The 17,874-nt window shown below is 72.4% G+C and carries 17 protein-coding genes and 2 pseudogenes; 8 read left to right on the top strand and 11 right to left on the bottom strand.

Translation table 11 applies throughout. From position 1 onward, the window contains the following. Positions 1–12 precede the first annotated feature (12 nt). On the top strand, positions 13–1,644 hold the full coding sequence (locus ACZ7L1_RS26410) for an amidohydrolase (protein ID WP_471440496.1): 1,632 nt from the start codon (positions 13–15) through the stop codon (positions 1,642–1,644). Between the two features lie 93 nt (positions 1,645–1,737). Here the strand turns inward: ACZ7L1_RS26410 and ACZ7L1_RS26405 are convergent. Continuing rightward, a pseudogene (locus ACZ7L1_RS26405) lies at positions 1,738–2,073 on the bottom strand (zinc-binding dehydrogenase); the annotation flags it as partial. On the opposite strand from ACZ7L1_RS26405, the pseudogene ACZ7L1_RS26400 reads away from it, so the two are divergent. Then, positions 2,074–2,247, top strand: a pseudogene (locus tag ACZ7L1_RS26400) (MarR family transcriptional regulator); the annotation flags it as partial. A 153-nt stretch (positions 2,248–2,400) separates the two neighbouring features. Continuing rightward, a complete protein-coding gene (locus ACZ7L1_RS26395; RefSeq protein ID WP_471440495.1) occupies positions 2,401–2,778 on the top strand; it encodes an anti-sigma factor antagonist in 378 nt (125 codons plus the stop codon). 90 nt (positions 2,779–2,868) lie between these two features. On the opposite strand, the gene ACZ7L1_RS26390 is transcribed toward ACZ7L1_RS26395, so the two are convergent. Further along, positions 2,869–4,983, bottom strand: coding sequence for a DUF1996 domain-containing protein (locus tag ACZ7L1_RS26390; RefSeq protein WP_471440494.1), 2,115 nt, complete (start codon positions 4,981–4,983; stop codon positions 2,869–2,871). Between the two features lie 198 nt (positions 4,984–5,181). On the opposite strand from ACZ7L1_RS26390, the gene ACZ7L1_RS26385 reads away from it, so the two are divergent. Then, positions 5,182–5,862, top strand: coding sequence for a DUF4230 domain-containing protein (locus ACZ7L1_RS26385; RefSeq protein WP_471440493.1), 681 nt, complete (start codon positions 5,182–5,184; stop codon positions 5,860–5,862). Positions 5,863–5,886: 24 nt separating this feature from the next. Here ACZ7L1_RS26385 and ACZ7L1_RS26380 read toward each other — a convergent pair whose 3' ends face one another. The 6 genes from ACZ7L1_RS26380 to ACZ7L1_RS26355 are packed head-to-tail and all read right to left on the bottom strand — an operon-like array spanning position 5,887 to position 9,612. Next, complete coding sequence (locus tag ACZ7L1_RS26380; protein WP_471440492.1) at positions 5,887–7,644, bottom strand: complex I subunit 5 family protein; 1,758 nt, start codon at positions 7,642–7,644, stop codon at positions 5,887–5,889. Beyond that, a complete protein-coding gene (locus ACZ7L1_RS26375; protein ID WP_471440491.1) occupies positions 7,644–7,991 on the bottom strand; it encodes a sodium:proton antiporter in 348 nt (115 codons plus the stop codon). Before ACZ7L1_RS26375 ends, ACZ7L1_RS26380 begins: the two co-directional genes overlap by 1 nt. Further along, entirely contained in the window at positions 7,988–8,731 is a 744-nt protein-coding gene (locus ACZ7L1_RS26370; RefSeq protein ID WP_471440490.1) for an MnhB domain-containing protein, read from the bottom strand. Before ACZ7L1_RS26370 ends, ACZ7L1_RS26375 begins: the two co-directional genes overlap by 4 nt. After that, positions 8,728–8,991 carry a Na(+)/H(+) antiporter subunit B gene (locus tag ACZ7L1_RS26365; RefSeq protein WP_471440489.1) on the bottom strand — a complete coding sequence of 88 codons (264 nt, stop codon included), beginning with the start codon at positions 8,989–8,991 and terminating at the stop codon, positions 8,728–8,730. The genes ACZ7L1_RS26370 and ACZ7L1_RS26365 overlap by 4 nt, the downstream gene beginning before the upstream one ends. Continuing rightward, positions 8,984–9,433 carry an MrpF/PhaF family protein gene (locus tag ACZ7L1_RS26360; RefSeq protein ID WP_471440488.1) on the bottom strand — a complete coding sequence of 150 codons (450 nt, stop codon included), beginning with the start codon at positions 9,431–9,433 and terminating at the stop codon, positions 8,984–8,986. The genes ACZ7L1_RS26365 and ACZ7L1_RS26360 overlap by 8 nt, the downstream gene beginning before the upstream one ends. Continuing rightward, positions 9,430–9,612: a hypothetical protein gene (locus ACZ7L1_RS26355; RefSeq protein WP_471440487.1), complete on the bottom strand. Its 183-nt coding sequence runs from the start codon at positions 9,610–9,612 to the stop codon at positions 9,430–9,432. Before ACZ7L1_RS26355 ends, ACZ7L1_RS26360 begins: the two co-directional genes overlap by 4 nt. 254 nt (positions 9,613–9,866) lie before the next feature. On the opposite strand from ACZ7L1_RS26355, the gene ACZ7L1_RS26350 reads away from it, so the two are divergent. Continuing rightward, positions 9,867–10,406, top strand: a complete 540-nt coding sequence (locus ACZ7L1_RS26350) for a VanZ family protein (protein WP_471440486.1) — start codon at positions 9,867–9,869, stop codon at positions 10,404–10,406. Between the two features lie 212 nt (positions 10,407–10,618). On the opposite strand, the gene ACZ7L1_RS26345 is transcribed toward ACZ7L1_RS26350, so the two are convergent. Continuing rightward, a complete protein-coding gene (locus tag ACZ7L1_RS26345) occupies positions 10,619–10,855 on the bottom strand; it encodes a hypothetical protein (RefSeq protein WP_471440485.1) in 237 nt (78 codons plus the stop codon). Positions 10,856–10,952: 97 nt separating this feature from the next. Here ACZ7L1_RS26345 and ACZ7L1_RS26340 point away from each other — a divergent pair, with 97 nt between their 5' ends. The 3 genes from ACZ7L1_RS26340 to ACZ7L1_RS26330 all read left to right on the top strand — a co-directional run bounded on the left by ACZ7L1_RS26340 (position 10,953) and on the right by ACZ7L1_RS26330 (position 14,049). Beyond that, the gene (locus ACZ7L1_RS26340; protein WP_471440484.1) at positions 10,953–12,014 is read left to right on the top strand and encodes a PHP domain-containing protein; all 1,062 of its coding nucleotides are present in this window, start codon (positions 10,953–10,955) and stop codon (positions 12,012–12,014) included. Positions 12,015–12,032: 18 nt separating this feature from the next. Further along, entirely contained in the window at positions 12,033–12,695 is a 663-nt protein-coding gene (locus ACZ7L1_RS26335; RefSeq protein WP_471440483.1) for an HAD family hydrolase, read from the top strand. A gap of 385 nt (positions 12,696–13,080) precedes the next feature. Then, positions 13,081–14,049 carry an SDR family NAD(P)-dependent oxidoreductase gene (locus ACZ7L1_RS26330; protein ID WP_471440482.1) on the top strand — a complete coding sequence of 323 codons (969 nt, stop codon included), beginning with the start codon at positions 13,081–13,083 and terminating at the stop codon, positions 14,047–14,049. Between the two features lie 112 nt (positions 14,050–14,161). On the opposite strand, the gene ACZ7L1_RS26325 is transcribed toward ACZ7L1_RS26330, so the two are convergent. Then, the gene (locus ACZ7L1_RS26325) at positions 14,162–14,395 is read right to left on the bottom strand and encodes a hypothetical protein (protein WP_471440481.1); all 234 of its coding nucleotides are present in this window, start codon (positions 14,393–14,395) and stop codon (positions 14,162–14,164) included. A 216-nt stretch (positions 14,396–14,611) separates the two neighbouring features. Beyond that, the gene (locus ACZ7L1_RS26320) at positions 14,612–17,779 is read right to left on the bottom strand and encodes a cytochrome P450 (RefSeq protein ID WP_471440480.1); all 3,168 of its coding nucleotides are present in this window, start codon (positions 17,777–17,779) and stop codon (positions 14,612–14,614) included. Positions 17,780–17,874 lie beyond the last annotated feature (95 nt).

Genomic DNA, 17,874 nt, shown 5'->3' with positions numbered 1-17,874 from the left:
GAAACGGACATCATGCAGGCCGATCTCCTCTTCACCGGCGGTCCCGTCCTCACCTCCGACGGGCCCGTCACCACCTCGGTCGCGGTCGTGGGTGACCGGATCGCCGCCGTCGGCGACCCCGCGGCGCGGGAACTGACCGGTCCGAGGACCGAGGTCGTCGACCTCGCCGGACGACTGCTGCTGCCCGGCTTCCAGGACGCGCACATCCATCCGGTGCCCGCCGGCCTGGAGATGGCCCAGTGCGATCTCACCGGGACGAAGACCGCCGAGGAGACCCTCGCCGCGGTACGGGCGTACGCCGAGGCGCACCCCGACCGCGAGTGGATCACCGGCGGGGGCTGGTCCATGGAGGCCTTCGAGGGCGGTGCCCCGACCCGCGAGCTGCTCGACGCGGTGGTTTCGGACCGGCCGGTGTACCTGCCCAACCGGGACCATCACGGCGCCTGGGTCAACAGCCGGGCCCTGGAACGTGCGGGCGTCACCCGGGACACTCCGGATCCGGCCGACGGGCGGATCGAGCGCGACGCGTCCGGGGAGCCGACGGGCGTGCTCCAGGAAGGGGCGATGCGGCTTGTCGGCCGGCTCACGCCCGCGGCCACGGCGGCCGACCGGCTCGCCGCGCTGCTGCACGCCCAGCGGCATCTGCACGCGCTCGGCGTCACCGCCTGGCAGGACGCGCTGGTCGGGGACTTCCTGGGGATGGACGACCCCTCGGATGCCTATGTGACGGCAGCACGGGAGGGTTCGCTGACCGCGCGGGTCGTCGGTGCCCTGTGGTGGGACCGCGGGCGCGGCGCCGAGCAGATACCCGAACTCCTCGAGCGGCGGGCCGCGTCGAGCCAGGGCAGGTTCCGCGCAGGAAGCGTCAAGCTGATGCTGGACGGGGTCGCCGAGACCGGCACGGCGGCGCTCCTCGACCCGTACCTGGACGCGTGCGGCTGCGCCACCGCCAACCGCGGTACCAGCTTCGTCGACCCCGGCCGGCTGCCGGAGTACGTCACCGAGCTGGACGCGCTGGGCTTCCAGTGCCACTTCCACGCACTCGGCGACCGCGCCGTACGGAACGCGCTGGACGCCGTCGAGGCGGCCCGCAAGGCCAACGGGCCGAGCGACACGCGGCCGCATCTGGCGCATCTGCAGATCGTGCACCCCGACGACGTGCCCCGCTTCGCGCAGCTCGGCGCGACGGCGAACATCCAGCCGCTGTGGGCGGCGCACGAGCCGCAGATGGACGAGCTGACGATCCCGTTCCTCGGGCCCGAACGGGCCGGCCGGCAGTATCCGTTCGGCGCGTTGCTGCGGGCCGGGGCGACCCTGGCGGCGGGCAGTGACTGGCCGGTGAGCAGTCCCGATCCGATGCAGGGCGTCCATGTCGCCGTCAACCGGGTGCTTCCGGGCGGCTCGCGTCCGGCGTTCCTGCCCGAGGAGCGGATCGGCCTCACGGACGCGCTGACGGCGTACACGGCGGGGTCGGCGTACGTGAACCACCTGGACGACACCGGGACCGTGCGCCCGGGCGCGCTGGCGGACCTGGTGGTGCTGGACCGCGACCCGTACGCCGGGCCGCCCGAGGCGATCGGCGAGACACGCGTGGCGCTCACCTATGTCGGGGGTGCGCGCGTGTACGCGGCGCCGGACGCCTGAGGGCCGCCGGGGCTTCGAGTGTCAGCGGGCCGCCCGGAACGTCCGCCGTGGACGTTCCGGGCGGCCGGTCCTGCTGGTGGACCGACCGCGCGCTCAGAAGATGAGCACGGGCTTGATCGTCTTGCCCGCGCTCATGTCCCGCACCGCCTGGTCGATCTCCGCGAACGGATAGGTGCCGATCAGGCGGTCCAGCGGGAGCCGCCCCTCCTTGACCAGCTGGACGAGGGCCGGGATGAGCGTCTGGGTCTCGCTGTCCCCCAGGGTGATGCCCACGATCTGCTTGCCGGGCAGCAAGCCGTTGACGTCCATGGCTACTTCGGTGCCGAAGGGCGGGGCGCCGACGACGACCAGAGTGCCGCGCGCGGCCAGCGCGTCGGCGCCCTGGCGCAGCACGGCCACGCTGCCGGTGGTCTCGACGACACCGTCGGCCCGCGCAACCGCCGGGAACTGCTGATCCTGCTGACCGACACCGGACGCGAGCTGCTGGCGAGGGTCGCCTCTCCGGTGCGGGAGCTTGAGGAGCGGATGGTCCGCGACCTCACGTCGCACCAGGCCGACCAGTTCCGTCAGGCACTGTCGAAGGCCTGGCACGCGTTGTCGTAGGTCCGCCGCGGCCGAACGAGAGTCCGCCGCGACCTTCACCCGCGACTCGCCCTCAATTCGAAGACATATGTCAATCGAACATGCTCAAATTCACTCTACCGAGGGTAAGTTGCGGGCTGGTGCGAGGAGTTGGCGGGGGGAGGCGATGTCGACGTGGGGCAGGATCCCGCACCGCTGACCCGGCATCTGCGCATCCACCGGGACCGCGGTCACACGGTGCTGGAGTTCCACGGTGAGATCGACATCCTCGCCGCGGTGGAGATCATCCCGTTCCTGGACTCCGCGACCATCCGGCGCGCCCCGCGCATCGTCATCGACCTGCGTCCGGTGGAGTTCTTCGACTGCTCCGGGCTGCGCCTGCTGTACCGGGCCCGGCGCCGCGTGCTCGCACAGGGCGGCACACTGCATCTGGTGTGCACCCATCCGCTGACCCTGCACATCCTGCGCCTGACCGGGCTCGCGGCCGTGCTGCCGCCCGCGGCGTCGCTCGAGGAGGTGCTGGGCGAGTCGGAGTCCACCGGATCCTTCTAGCCCCGTTCGGGACGCGGCGGAAACGGAGAGCGGCGGGACCTGTCCGATCCGGGCAGGCCCCGCCGCTCTTCCACGCGGCGCGAAAGCGCCTCAGAAGGACCTGCGTGCGCTCCTGCGCAGCACCACCAGACCCGCGATCACCAGGACCGCTCCGGCCGCGGCCGGCCACAGGTGCGCACCGGTCTCCGCCAGGCCGCCACCCGAGACCGACTGAGGCGCGATCCCCGGCGCGGTGGTGGAGGGGGCAGCGGCCGGGTCCGTGGAGGAGGCGGTGGACGGAGCGGCTGAGGTCGCATCCCCGATGGCGGCCGAGGTCTCCGCGGGACGCGTGGCAGCGCCGGTGGGGTGCCCTTCCGAGGCGCTGCGCGGCTCGGCGACCGCGCCGCCGCCGACCACCGACGGGGACGCGGGGACCCCAGGGGTCGCACCGCCGTCGGCGCCACCCGCGCCTGCGGCCGGCGCCGTGGAGCCCGGCGCGGCCGTCCAGGGCTGCGCCGACTGCGGGCCGGTGGTGCCGGAGCCGTTTCCGGCACCGCCACCGGGTGTGGCGGCCGGGGTGGATGCCGTCCCGCCGCCGGGCGCGGTGGTCGAGCCGGACCCGGCGTTGCCGCCGCCGGACGGGGCGTCGGCGGACGGTGACGGCGTGTTCTGCGGCTGGTCACCGGCGTCGCCACCGCACCGCCTGCCCGTGTTGACGCAGTCGACCACCTGGTTCATCAGCTCGTCCGTCATGACATTGATGAAGTCGTCGTGGTCGGTGATCGGCTTGTGCAGCTGCTCGGGGAAGCCGTCCACCGCGTAGGCGTTCCTCACCTGGCCGTTCTCGACGACCGGCTGCGGCACGTCGTACACCAGACGCATCGTCAGCTGCGGGATCGCCTTGAAGCCGTTCGGGCAGGTGCCCCTCCCGTCGGCGAAGGCGACATGGGTACGGTGGTTGGCGCTGTCGATGTTCTGGCCGTCCCAGCAGCTCTGGAACGCGAACGACCGCACCACCTCGCTGCCCTGCGGGCAGATCGGGTACTTGTCCGTCAGCTGCACCTTGTCCTCGAAGCCGGTGCAGCTCCAGTGCGCGTTGGCGTTCTTGGGCCCGTTGGTGAAGGCCTTGGCGTCACCGGTGATGATCCGCAGGAACCGGGGCATGGCCACGACCTTGCTCGTCGGGCTGCCGGCGAACCTGATCTCGGCCTGCCGGGCCACCAGGATCCGGCCGACGTTGCCTTCCTTGCCGCCGCCGTCGGCGTTCTGGTCGAAGTCCTGCGTGCCGTCCTGCACACGGAGCACCGGCCAGTAGTACGACGACTTGTCCTGCTGGTTCTGACAGCTGGTCTGCGCCGCTGCGAAAGCGTCGTTGGTGGCGAAGGCGTCGTTCGACTGGTTGCCGACGTAGTCGTGAAGATGGTGCGCGCCGTTCTTCACGCCGGGCGCCACGATCACGTTGTCGGTGTTGTGGTTCTTGTTCTCATTGACACCGCACTTGGTCTCGAACGAACCGGTGGCGCCACCGGCCTGCTGCACGGGCTTGACGACGTTCGGCTGCACGGTCCGGATGTCCACGAAGTCGGAGGCGACGGGCCCGCTCGTGCCCGTCTGACCGCCGTTGCCCTGCTGCCCGCCGTCGTTCTGACCGTTGCCGCTCTGCTGGCCGCCGCCGTTCTGCGCGTTGCCGTCGTTGTTCTGCTGTCCGCCGTTCTCGCTCTGGCCACCGGCCGAGGGCTGCGCCTGGTCGGCCGGTACGCCCGTGCACGCGGTCATGCCGTCGATCGCGCCGGGGGCGGTGCCGCCCGCCCGCTGGTAGTCGGTCTTGATCCGGTCGATCACCGCGGCGCGCTGGTCCTTGAGCGGGCCGAGGATGGAGTTCTGGACGTAGTTCGTGTCGTCCGCCTGCGCCTGGCGCGTCGCCCCCAGCCGGTCGTAGGCCTCCGTGATCTGCTGGTCCAGGGTCGCCAGTTCCGTGTCGACCTGCGGCTTCACCGCGGCCGGCACGTCGGTGAGCTTCTGGCCGACGTCCGGGCAGTCGATGGTGACGGTTCCGGCGGCAAGGACCCGGTCGCCGCCGCCCTGTTCCGAGCCGCCCCAGCCGCCCTCGGTCGCCGAGGCGTAGACGTTCGCCGCTACCAGCCCCCCTCCGCCCAGTATCAGCGCGACAGCTGCAAACGTCGCCCGTCGTGCGCCCGTTGGACGTCTACGCGAATTGCGTCTCAAGGCAGTGCTCCTACACGTCTTGGCCGGCTCGGCATGGTAAGCCCCCTCCCGGTACGTGGCGAAACCCGGCTGTGTTCAACCGCATCGGAAATTCACAGCGACCTCATGGCCGCGCCGTCCGCTTCCCCAACCGCGCAACCCCGCGTTCGACCAAGGCACCTGGCGGGCAACCGCTTGTCAGAAGGGAGGACTGTCGAGATGACGACGTCCACGAAGCAGGCACCCTCATCGGTGGCCGCGAGGCGGCGGATGCCCGGCTGGGGCAAGGCCGTCGTCGCGCTCGTCGCCCTGCTCGCGGTGTTCTTCGCCGGGCTGCGGCTGAGCGTGTTCCCGGGGCTGCGTGACCTGTTCGGCACGGACACGCACGACCGGTCCGGACCCGCACTGCTGAAGTCCATCCAGGACATGAGCCGTTACCAGTCCGCCTCAGGCAACTTCCAGGTGGTCGTGGACCTGGAGAAGGACTCCAGGTTCCTGCCGTCGGCGATCCGCGGCACCCGCACCCTGTACGTCGGCGCGGGCACCGTCGACGCCTACGTCGACCTGGGCAAGGTCGGCGAGCAGGACATCCGGGTCAACGGCGACCGCACGTCCGCCACCATTCGGCTGCCTCACGCCGCCCTGGGCAAACCCGCGCTCGACGCCGACCGCTCGTACGCCGTCTCCAAACAGCGCGGCCTGCTCGACCGCATCGGTGACTTCTTCTCGGACAACCCCGGCAGTGAGCAGGCCGTGCAGAAACTGGCCGTCCAGCACATCGCCGAGGCCGCGAAGGAGAGCGAACTGATCGGCCGCGCGGAGACGAACACCACCAGCATGCTCGACGGACTGCTCAAGTCCCTCGGCTTCAAGGAGGTGAAGGTCTCCTACGGCACCTGAGCCCCCGTCCTGTGTTCGGGGCTCTCAGCCGGTCAGGATGGCCGGCAGGGCGAGCACCCCGAGCAGGGCCGTGCCCATCAGGACCCATGCCACGTAGTCCCCGACGTGCCCGGACTGCAGCCGGCGCAGTGGCAGCGTCCACGCCCGGAGGGCGAGCAGTCCGGGGCGGGTGACGGCGAGTGCGGCCAGGGCGAGGGCGAGGACCGTGGAGACGAGCCCCAGCAGGACGCCGGCCGCCGTCCAATGGACCGCGACGGCCGCACCGCCCGAGCCGGCCTCGTTCACGGAGCGCGCCACTGTCTGCGCGAAGCCCGGGACGACGCCCACCGCGAGCGACGCGGCGAGGAGCACGGCGGGCACGGCCGTCATGGTGTCCGGGATGCGGCGCAGCCGGTGCCGGGTCTCGGGTTCCTCCCCGGTGCCGGTGGTCTCGTACGACGAATCGACCTGTGGCTGAGGCCCGAGCCCATAGAAGACGCGCGCCGCGACCCGCAGGACCGCGCCGCCCGTCACCGCGGACACGGCGACGTAGAGCACGGTCAGCGGCCCGCCCGCCTCCTCCAGGACCGCCTTGCCGAGGGAGGTGCCGAACGGGGGCAGTCCGGCGAGCGCGAGTCCGCCGAGCACGAACATCACCGCGACGCCGCGCAGCGGACGGCCGCTGCCGTGCAGCGCCGCCTCGTCGACACAGCCGAACCGGTCGAGCAGGAGGCCGGTGCAGGCGAACAGGGCGGCCTTGGCTCCGGCGTGGCCCAGGATGTACAGGGCGACCCCGTCGTCCGCCTCGGGCACGAGGGTGCCGACACCGACGAGGAACAACCCCATGTGGGCGATGGTCGAGCAGGCGAGGAGCCGTTTGATGTGCCGCTGTTGCCAACACATGACGGCGCCGACGACGCCGGTCAGGATGCCGAGGACGACCAGGGCCCGCTCAAGGTCGGCCGCCGGAATCCCGCCGGGCCCCGAGAAGACGGTGGTGCAGACGCGCCAGACCCCGTACAGGCCGAGTTCGACCATGACGCCGGACAGCAGCATGCACACCGGGGTGGGTGCGACGGCGTGCGCGTCGGGCAGCCAGAAGTGGAACGGCACCGCGGCGGCCTTGACCAGCAGCCCCGTCAGGACGAGGACGAAGGCGGCGAGGGTCAGCGCGTCGGGTCCACCGTGGGCATCCAGCCCGCGGCCCAGCTTGGTCATGGCGAGTTCACCGGTGCGCGCGTAGAGCAGTCCGATGCCCATGAGCATGGCGTAGGCACCGAGGGAGTTGACGATGCCGAAGGTCAGGCCGCCCTGGACGGCCTTGGCCTCCTCGACCCGGTAGCCGGTCAGGGCGTAGGCCGCCGTGCCCATCAACTCGAAGAACACGAACGCGTTGAACAGGTCGCCGGTGCTCGCGAAGCCGCACATGCCGCCCTGGAACAGCAGCAACAGGGCGGGGTAGGAACCGGCGTGCCCACGGGGCGGCTCCTCGAAGTAGCGCCAGGAGTAGACGAGGGCGGCCAGCGTCAGCACGGAGGCGAGAGAGGCCATCCCGAGCCCGGGGCCGTCCCCGACGAGGACGATGCCGACGCTCTCGCCGCCCACGGGCGTCCAGGCACCGACCCATTCGGTCAGCGGTGGCGAGGAGTTGAGGAGCAGCCAGATGGCGAGTGAGGCGGTGCCGGCCGAGATGACGCACCCGGCGCTCTCAGCGACGACGCGCGGCAGCCGGCGTCCACAGGCGACCAGCAGTCCCGCACCGAGCAGCGGGACGGCGACGAGCAGCGGCAGCAGGTGGTTCATCAGCCGCGCAACTCCCGCAGTTCGTCGGGGTCGACCGTGCCGTGGCGCTTGGCGACCTGCATGACGAGGGCGAGCAGCAGGGCGGTGACGGTGGCGCCGACGACGATGTCGGTGAGGGTGAGCGCCTGTACGACCGGGTCCACGACGGGCCGTGAGCCGGGTTTGACGTCGGAGAAGACGGGCGCGGTGCCGCCGTCGCGGAAGCCGACGGCGAGCAGCAGGACGTAGGTGGCGGACTGGCAGACGGCGAGGCAGCCGACCGCGTGGATCAGGTTGCGGCTGGTCGCGAGGCCGTAGCAGCCGGTCAGAAAGATCCAGACGGCCACGAGGTACGGCAGTACGCTCATCGGTTCCCGTCCTCCTCCTCGATTTCGACGGCCTGGTCCAGGAAGCGTGCGAGCAGGACGACGATCGCGCAGGTCACCTCCATGCCGATGGCGGCGTTCAGCACCGGTACGGTGCCGCCGGACGACAGCGTGTTGAACGTGCCGTACGGCAGGAGGGTGTTGGCGAGGAACGCCGTGCCGGCGAGGACGCCCGCGAGCCCCGTGACGAGGTAGCCGGAGGCGGAGAGCGCGTCACCGATCTCGTACACGTCGATCGGCCGGATGCGTTCCAGGGCGCGGTAGTCGGCGCCGAGGTAGAGCAGGTGCAGGCCGGTCGCGGCGACGACTCCGCCCTGGAAGCCGCCGCCGGGGCTGAGCTGGCCGTGCGCGATGACGTACAGGCCGGTGAGGACGGCGACCGGCAGCACGATCAGCGCGTAACGGCGGACGGATGGCGCGACCGCCTCCGGTTTCGGCGTGGCGCGCTTCTCGTCGCGGGTCTGGCGCAGCAGGACGACCGTGCCGAGGACGGACGCGAACAGGATGCTCATCTCTCCGAGCGTGTCGAAGGCGCGCAGGTCGAAGTTGACGGAGGCGATGGTGTTGGCGGTCTGCCGGGACAGGGAGGCGTGGACGGCCCGGTCGCCGTAGGGGTGCCAGGAGCCGCCGAAGGAGGGCAGGCCGAGGCAGGCGGCGACGAGGAGGGCCGCGAGGCAGGCGCCGCCGAGAACCAGCACGATCATGCGGGCGCGCCGCGTCACCGCTCCTCCCCCTTCCCGTCCTTGGGTCTCCTCCTGACCTTGCGCACCGAGAGCATGATCAGCAGCGGGGTGACCGCGGACCCCACCGCAAGCTGCGACAGGCCCACGTCGGGGGCCTGCACCACCGTGAACAGCACGGCCAGACACAGGCCGAGCAGCGCGAGGACGAGCGCCTGGCGGGCGGGGTCGCGGGTGGCGACGGCCGCGGTCGCCGATGCGGCGACGAGCAGCAGGGCGACGACGATCAGCGGGTCATCCACGGCGGCTCCCGAATCCGCCCGCGAGCGCCCGGGAGGCGATGAGGTTGCCGCTGATCAGCAGTGCCCCGACGACCAGCAGCTTGACCATCGCCCGCCCGGGCCCGGTGACGGCGCACAGCACCAGCACCACCACGGCCCCGTATCCCGCGACGGCGAGGGTGATGCCCCAGGCCTGCGGCGGGTCCTCGGCCAGTTCGTCGGCGAGCAGCCGGGCGAAGACGAGGGTGCCGACCGGCCCCAGCAGGGCCAGCAGGAGCGCGAGGTCGACGTACGACGTGCGCCCGAACCCCTGGGACAGCAGCAGCAGTCCCGGGCAGGCGACGGCGCTGGACAGGTTCTGGGCGACGACCCGGCGGCGCAGCGGTCCGGTCGAGACACCCCACACCGTGGCGCCGACGCCCGCGCCGAGTGCGATCGTGGCCGTGAGCGTCCAGCCGTTCACCGGGCGCCCACCGCCCGTCGTGCGGCGCGTGCGACAACGGCGCTCAGGAGTGCGGCCGCCGCGCCGACGGCCCACTCCAGGGTGTCGACGGAGCTGATGAGAACGATCCAGAGCATGGTGAGGCCGCCCCACCAGAGGACGATCTCGAGGGCGGCCCGGAATGTCGTACGCGCGTTCATGCACCGCCTCCGTCCACCGTCGCCATGGAATGTCCGGAATGTCATCCAAGCACCGTGCGGGCCCCGGGAGGTGGCGGCGCGCGCGGGTGGCTGCTGCTCGGAGTGCCCCGCCTACGGGCGGGGAAACCGACGGCTGTACGCCTCAGGCTCATCAGTGGTGAACGGCTGTCCCGGCTTGCACACCGCCGGGCTTCGATGCCGCCGCAGTGGGTAACCAGCTTCGCTTGGAGGGAAGTTGACACCGGGAGGACGCGATGGCACATCCGGCGTTGCGCGCACTGGCCGCCAGGTCCGGTCTCCGCCGGGCACAGACGGCCCCTGAGCGGGAACGGCGGCCGCTGCCGCTTCCGCTGCGGCTGCTGGCCATGGCCCTGGCCTTCGTGGCGATGGTGGCGTTCGCCGCCGCGCTGGCCCGGCTCACGCTGGAGCCGTCGCCCGCGTCGCGGGCGCTGGTCCACAGCAATCTGCATCCGGGGCGCTCCCTGCGCGCCTATCTTGAGCAGCCCGGGGCGCGCGACGCCGTGCGGCAGATCGGCGGGAACATACTGCTCGGTGTTCCGTTCGGGATCCTGCTGCCGGTACTGGCACCCGGGGCGCGGGGCATCCTGCGCGTGGGCTTCGTCACCGCGTGCGTGATGCTGCTGGTCGAACTGGTGCAGGGCGCGGTCGTCACGGGGCGGGCCTTCGACATCGACGACGTCATCCTCAACACCGCGGGCGCGCTGCTCGGCCATCTGCTGGTGGGGCGCCGACTGGGGCGGGCCGTGCACGCGCGCAAGCCGCGCAAGGCCTGAGGCGACGGCGGCCTCGCGCCGAGTCGTCGCACCAGGTCGTCGTACCGGCTAGTGCTGTGGCCGGAAAGGTTTGCCGGAAAGTTCGCGGCGTCCGGTGCGGTGCATCGCAAGGCGGAGCGTCGCCCGCGTACTGGATGCATTCGGGCGATGCGACAACGCGGCGAGGTGCCGTGCCGAGCGTCGCGAGCCGGTGAACCTTTCCGGCCACAGCACTAGCGCGGCGTCCAGTGGAACTTGCCGCCGCCCACCCAGCGGACCAGGTCCGGGTCGTCGCAGTCGTGGACCAGGACGCCCGCCTCCGCGGCGAGCGCCAGCACGTCGGTGAGCGAGCGCGCCGCGCCGACCACCTCGCCGTCGACCTCCACGATCCGGAACGGCGGGTCGCCCGGCTGGACCCCGAGCACCACGATCCGCGGACGGGAGATGTGGGGACTCGCGATTTCGGTCATGCAATCGAGGGTAGAGCGGTCCGGGCGCCGAGGCGGCCGGACGCGCCCGTCGTGCGCGCCGCACCCGGCTGGGCAACGCTTGAGGAGGGAGGTGCCGATGGACCCCGTGACAGCGCTGGACCGGATCGCGTTCCTGCTGGAGCGGGCCCAGGCCCCCACCTATCGCGTACGGGCCTTCCGCACCGCGGCCGCCGTGGTGGCCGCTCTGCCCGGGGACGAGGTCGCCGAGCGCGCGGCCGCCGGGACGCTGGAGTCGCTCAAGGGCATCGGCCCCACCACCGCCCAGGTGGTGCGGGAGGCGGTGGCCGGGCAGGTCCCCGGCTACCTGGAGAAGCTGGAGCAGGAGGGCGGGGCCGCGCCGAAGCGGGGCGGCGAGCGGCTGCGGGCGCTGTTGCGCGGCGACTGCCATCTGCACTCGGACTGGTCGGACGGCGGCAGCCCGATCGAGGAGATGGGCCGCACGGCGGCGCGGCTCGGACACGAGTGGGCGGCGCTCACCGACCACTCCCCCAGGCTCACCGTCGCCCGCGGGCTGTCCACGGAGCGGCTGCGCCGGCAACTGGACGTGGTCGCGGCGCTGAACGAGGAGTGGACGCCCTTCCGGCTGCTGACCGGCATCGAGTGCGACATCCTCGAGGACGGCTCACTGGACCAGGACCCAGAACTCCTGGACCGGCTCGACGTCGTGGTCGTGTCGGTGCACTCCAAGCTGCGCATGGACGCGCGCGCGATGACCCGCCGCATGATCGCGGCCGTCCGCAATCCGCTGGCCGACGTGCTCGGCCACTGCACCGGAAGGCTGGTCACCGGGCGCGGGCGCCCGGAGTCGGAGTTCGACGCGGACGCGGTGTTCGCCGCGTGCGCCGAGTCCGGTACGGCCGTGGAGATCAACAGCCGGCCCGAGCGGCTGGACCCGCCGCGGCGACTGCTGCGCCGGGCGGTCGAGGCGGGAACGCTGTTCGCGATCGACACCGACGCCCACGCGCCCGGGCAACTGGACTGGCAGATCAACGGCTGCGCCCGGGCCGAGGAGTGCCAGGTGCCCGCGGACCGTGTGGTCACCACCTGGACCGCCGAGGAGCTGCTGGCCTGGACCCGTGAGCGGCGGGTACCCGCGCGTGTGGCCGGCGCGGCGCGTGGTACCCGGCCCGGTACGTGAGGGAGGAGAGGACTGAACATGGGACGGGCGGCCGTGTTCGACGTGGACGGCACCCTCGTCGACACGAATCATCTGCATGTCACGACGTGGTGGGAGGCGTTCCGGCAAGCGGGTCACCAGGTGCCGATGCACGCCATCCACCGGGCGGTGGGGCTGGGCTCCGAGGACCTGATCGCCCATCTGCTGGGCGGGCGGGACCGGGACGAGATCGACATGCTGGTGGCCGCGCACACGACGCTGTACGGCACGTACTTCGACCGTCTGCCGCCGTTCAAGGACGCCGGGCGGCTGCTGCGGCGGCTCGACCACGACGGCTGGAACGTCGTGCTCGCCACCTCGGCGAGCGGGCGCGAGCTGTCGGCGCTGAGGCAGGCGATCGGGGCGGACGACGCGATCGCGGCGACGGCGAGCGCGGACGACGTGGCGGCGGGCAAGCCGTCGCCTGAACCCGTGGAGCACGCCCTGGAACTGGCCGGGGTGCCGCCCGAGCAGGCGGTGTTCGTGGGCGACACGGTGTGGGACATGCGGGCCGGGACACGGGCCGGAGTGACGTGCGTCGGCCTGTTGTCCGGGGGCATTCCGAGCGCGGACCTCCAGGAGGCCGGGGCGCGCGCCATCTACCGGGATCCGGCTCATCTGCTGGCCATGCTGGGGGACAGCCCGCTGGCCCCGGATACGTAGTCGGTGGACCGCACGCATCGCACAGTGACGCACATCACCCCGGGCGGCTGGATTTTCCGGAAGACCGACCGGTAGTTTTCTGTTGAACAAGCCGTGGGAGCGCACGGGACAGTGTCCCCGGGCCTCACCTTCCGCCCACAGGGACGATCGTCCGGCTGAAGCCCTGTGGAGCATCTCGCCGAGAGGCGACCACCGTGCGCGCCCACCACAGACTGCCCCGACCGGCATTCCCCCGTCCGGTCGGGGCTTCTCCTTCCCCGCGCACGCCCGGTTTCCCGCACGCCCCGTGACGGCAACCGACGTCCCGCCCCGTGACGGCAACCGACGTCCCGCAGGGACGGCACCGGCTTGACTTCGAGCGCACTCCAATTCGTAGCGTCCTCGCATGAGCACTGCACAGCACAGGATCGGTTCGGGTTTCGACGCCAAGAGCACCGCCGACGACGTACTTCGGGGCATCGACCTCAGCGGCAAGCTCGCGGTGGTGACGGGCGGCTACTCCGGGCTCGGCCTGGAGACGACTCGGGCGCTCGTGAAGGCGGGCGCCCAGGTGGTGGTCCCGGCGCGGCGCCGGGACGTGGCTCAGGAGGCTCTGGCGGGGCTCGACCGGGTGGAGGTGGACGAGCTCGACCTCGGTGACCTTCAGAGCGTGCGCGGGTTCGCCGAGCGGTTCCTCGCGTCGGACCGCATCATCGACATCATGATCAACAACGCCGGGATCATGGCCACCCCTCAGACGCGGGTGGGACCCGGCTGGGAGGCGCAGTTCGCCACGAACCACCTCGGCCACTACGCGCTCGTGAACCGGCTGTGGCCGGCGATCGCACCGGGCGGGGCACGAGTCGTGTCCGTGTCGTCGACCGGCCACCACAGGTCCGGGATCCGCTGGGACGACCTGCACTTCAAGCAGGGGTACGACAAGTGGGAGGCGTACGGCCAGGCGAAGAGCGCGAACGTCCTGTTCGCCGTGCATCTGGACCGGCTGGGCCGCGAGCAGGGGGTCCGCGCCTTCTCGCTGCACCCCGGCGGGATCCTCACCCCGCTGCAGCGTCACCTCGCCAAGGAGGAGATGGTCGAGCGCGGCTGGATCGACGAGAGGGGCGCCCTGGTGGACCCGGACGCCTTCAAGACACCCGAGCAGGGCGCGGCCACCCAGGTGTGGGCGGCGACCTCACCCCGACTGGCAGGCATGGGCGGGGTGTACTGCGAGGACTGCGACATCGCGGAGCCCGCACCGGCGGACGGCGGCCGCAGCGGGGTGAAGGACTGGGCGATCGATCCGGAGCAGGCGGCGCGCCTGTGGGAGGTGTCCGCGGAGCTCACGGGCGTCGACGCGTTCGCGTCCGGCTCCTGAGAAGGAGGAGTCGGGCCGCTCGGCACCCGCGGACCTGACCGCGCCGCCGACCCGTGGAGCCCTTTTTCGCTCCGGGGTCGGCGGCGCGGCCGGTACGTCGGGGACGAGGCGGTCAGTCCGGGGACTCGTCCGGTACGGGGCCCTCGGGGTGGACGGAACCCGCGTGCGGGGCGCCCTGCCTGCCGGTGCCCGCCTCGTCCGTGTCGGGGACGTCCGGGGCATCGGCGCCGCCCTGTGCGGGACGGGCGTCCCACCGGTCCTCACCCTCATGGGCCTGCTGGTCCGGCATGTCCCGCGGAACCGGCTCCACGGTCTCGCCGGGACCCTCATACCCGTGCTCGGTCACGGCGATCACTCCATTCCTCTCATTGCCGGCACGGCGGGCCCCGCGCGGAGCGGGGCCCTTCCGGGCGAGGCGTCGAGTACCGCGGGGAGGGTCCGCGAAACCGGCGGTGCGGGGTTGACCAGGGGAACCGGCGGAGGGTTGAGGGGCGGCCGTGACCGACGGGCATCCCTCCGGGCGGGGCCACGGCAGCCCCACGGCGGCCACCCGTCGGCGCCGTCACCCGGCCGCGTACACGTCCTCGGCATAACGCCCCGACGCGATCAGCTCGTCCAGCCACCGTCCGGAGTCCCCGCGCGGCACCCGCTCTGCGTGGAGCGCCCGGAACGCCTCGCGCACGCCCGGAGCCATACGGGAGCCGTCCCCGCACACGTACACGCGGGCCCCGGCATCGAGCAGCCGCCACACCTCGTCGGCCTCGGCGGCGATGCGGTGCTGCACGAAGGCCACCCCGTCGACGGGCGCCGCACTGAACGCGGGGCGCAGCGCGACCGCACCGGCGGCCTCGGCGGCCCGCAACTCCTCGGCGTGCAGGAAGTCCGCGTCCGGCGCGTCACAGCCGAAGTAGCAGACGGCCGGGGCGAGCCGGGCCCCGTCGGCCAGCGCCCGCACCCGGTCAGCGATCGCACCGCGGAACGGGGCGAGTCCGGTACCGGCCGCGATCATGACGACCGGACCCGAGTGGTCGACACGGAAGGCCTCACGGCAGGGCTGGAGGCGTGCCAGGACGGTGTCGCCGGGCTCGACCGTGGCGAGGTGCCCGGAGCCGACACCCCGGTAGGTGCCGTTCCCGGAACGGGCCGGGGCGTTGAGGAGCGAGACCATGAGGTCGATGTGGCCGGGGTCGACCGCGGGCGAGGAGGACACCGAGTAGTGCCGCGGACGCAGCGGCGTGAGCAGGTCCAGCAGCGTCGGCCAGTCGAGGGCACCGTGCAGGGCCGGGTACGCCTCGATGACCTCGACGAGTGTGCGCGGGTCGTCGGTGAGGGCCGCCAGCGCGGCACGTTCGGGAGGGCACGGGTTCGCGGCGGTGAGCGCGGCCAGCTGGTCGGCGTTCGGGCGCTCCAGCAATTCCACGTGGTGAGCGAGGAGCTGGCGTACCGTCAGTGGACGGTCCACGGCCAGGCCGTCACGGCGCGGTCGGGCCGCGCGGATGTCCAGGACCGTGTCCAGGTCCACGCCGAGCGCGGTGGCGGCCCGCTCGACGAGCGCCTTGTCGTTGACGGGCAGCACGGCCACATGATCGCCGGTGCGGTAGGTCGTGCCGTCGGGCAGTGCGAGGCGCACGAACCGCTTGCGCCGGGGGTGGCCGGGCGCGGTCAGGTCGTAGGCCTCGGTGACCGTCATGGGAACCAGGTCGTGCCGCGCGGCGAGCGCGTGCAGGGGGCCGCCGGTGAGGGTCCGGACCTCGTAGGCCCGCGTCGGCTCCGCGGCGGCGGTGGCGTCCGGGTCGCCGTAGCGCTCCAGGAGGGCGGTGCGCAGGCGCGCCGTGAAGGCGCGGACGGTGCCGCCGAGGTCGCCCGAGGCGTCGGCCGCCGCGCGGTCCAGCAGGCGGGTGCCGCCGAGTTCGGCCAGGCGTTCGTCGATGCGGGTCGGGACGTGCTGGTAGGTGGCGGCCCAGGTGCGGTCGCCGACGCCGAGGACGGCGTAGGTGACGTCCGTGGCGTCGGCCGCGTTCTCGGACAGCCAGGTGGCGAAGGCGGTGGCGTCGTCCGTGGGCTGCCCGTTGTAGGAGGCGGCGGTGATCACGACGGGACGGTCGGTGGGCAGCCCACCGGCGTACGCGTCGAGGGGTGCGACCTCCGTCTCACAGCCGACGGCGGCGGCCTCGTAGGCGAGTTGGCCTGCGAAGTCACGGCAGGTGCCGTAGTTGCTGCCGTGCAGGAAGAGTGCGCGGGTGCCGGGGCGTACGCGGGCGGGCAGGGGGGTGTCGTCGGGCGCGGACTCCGTACGGGGCCGGTGGGCGCCCGGCAGGGGCGGGTGCGTCCGGTCGGCGGCGGTGCGCGGCGACAGGGTGAGGGTGAAGCCCTCGGGCTTGAGGGTGAGGGTCTCCTTGACCGTGAGCCGGTAGTCGGCGTGGTCGTGGAGGCGGTAGCGGTGCACCAGCATCGCCAGCAGCATGGTCGCCTCGTGCAGCGCGAACTGGCGGCCGATACAGGCCCGTTCACCGGTGCCGAACGGCTTGTAGGCGTGCGGTGAGCGGGCGGCCTCGGCCTCGGGTGTGAAGCGGGAGGGGTCGAACAGTTCGGGGTTGTCGCCCCACACCGGCTGCCGGTGCAGCACAGGGGTGAGGACGGTGACGGACTGCCCGGCGCGCAGCGGGATGCGGCCGCCGAGCAGGGTGTCCTCGCGGGCGTGCCGGCCGAAAGCGGCGGCGGTCGGCCACAGTCGCAGTGCCTCGTTGAGAACCTGGCGGGTGTAGGTGAGCCGTCCGATGTCGTCGTACTCCGGTTCCGGGTCGGCGGCGTCGCCCCACAGGGCGTCGACCTCCCGCTGGACGAGCTGGAGCACGGCCGGGCTCTTGGCGAGGTGGTACAGGGCGAACGACATCGCGCCGGACGTGGTCTCGTGGCCGGCGATCAGGAAGGTGATCACCTGGTTGCGGATGTTCGCGGCGTCCAGGGTGGTGCCGTCGCCCGGGTGCCGCGCCGTGAGCATGAGGCCGAGCAGGTCCTCGGCCTCGCCCTGCTGGCCCCCCGCCCTGCGTGCGGCGATGACGTCGTCGACGACCCGAGCGAGGTGGGCGGCGTCGTCGCGGAAGGCCGCGTCCGCCGCCGTGTCGTCGTCGCCGGGCAGCCGACCGAGCCGGGTCATGCTCCACTCCAGGCAGCGGACCATCGACTCGACGAAGGGGTGCGGCTCGTCGCGTTCGAAGGAGCCGAAGTCGTAGCCGAAGCCGGCGAGCCCGATGGTGTCGAGGGTCATGCGCGTCATGTCGTCAGGGACGTTCACCGGCCGGCCGTCGCGGCCGGCCCGGTCCCAGGACTCGATCAGCCGTCGCGCCACGCGCAGCATCACCGGGTGATAGGTGCGCATCGAGCCGAGGGCGAAGGCGGGCATCAGGATGTCGTGGGCCCTTGCCCAGTTGGACTCGTCGTTGTACGCGGTGAACAGGCCGTCCCCGGCGAACTCGCGGACGTTCTCCAGGGCGGGGCCGACGGCCTTGGCGAAGCGGGCCTCGTCGGCGAGGTCGGTGACCAGGTCGAGGTCGGCCACGAACAGAACGTCGCGCCCGTGCAGCCGGCGCACCAGCACGGGACCGTACCGGCGCATCAGCTCCATGGCCTGCTGGATCGGCGTGCGACCGGGGCCGATGTCGGAGATGTCGGCCACGGGGACGCCGTGCGGGGCGCCGATGGTGGTCTGCTGGTGCGTTGTGTGTGGCATGGCGCGACAACTGCCTTTCGCGGTGCGGAACTCCTGCCACCAGCTTGGTCGCCGGCCGCCGGGGGGCCGTGCCGTGCGACTACATGAATCCGCAG

Source organism: Streptomyces sp. NPDC107546, assembly GCF_055639175.1.
This window is presented reverse-complemented; position numbering and strand designations above follow the sequence as displayed.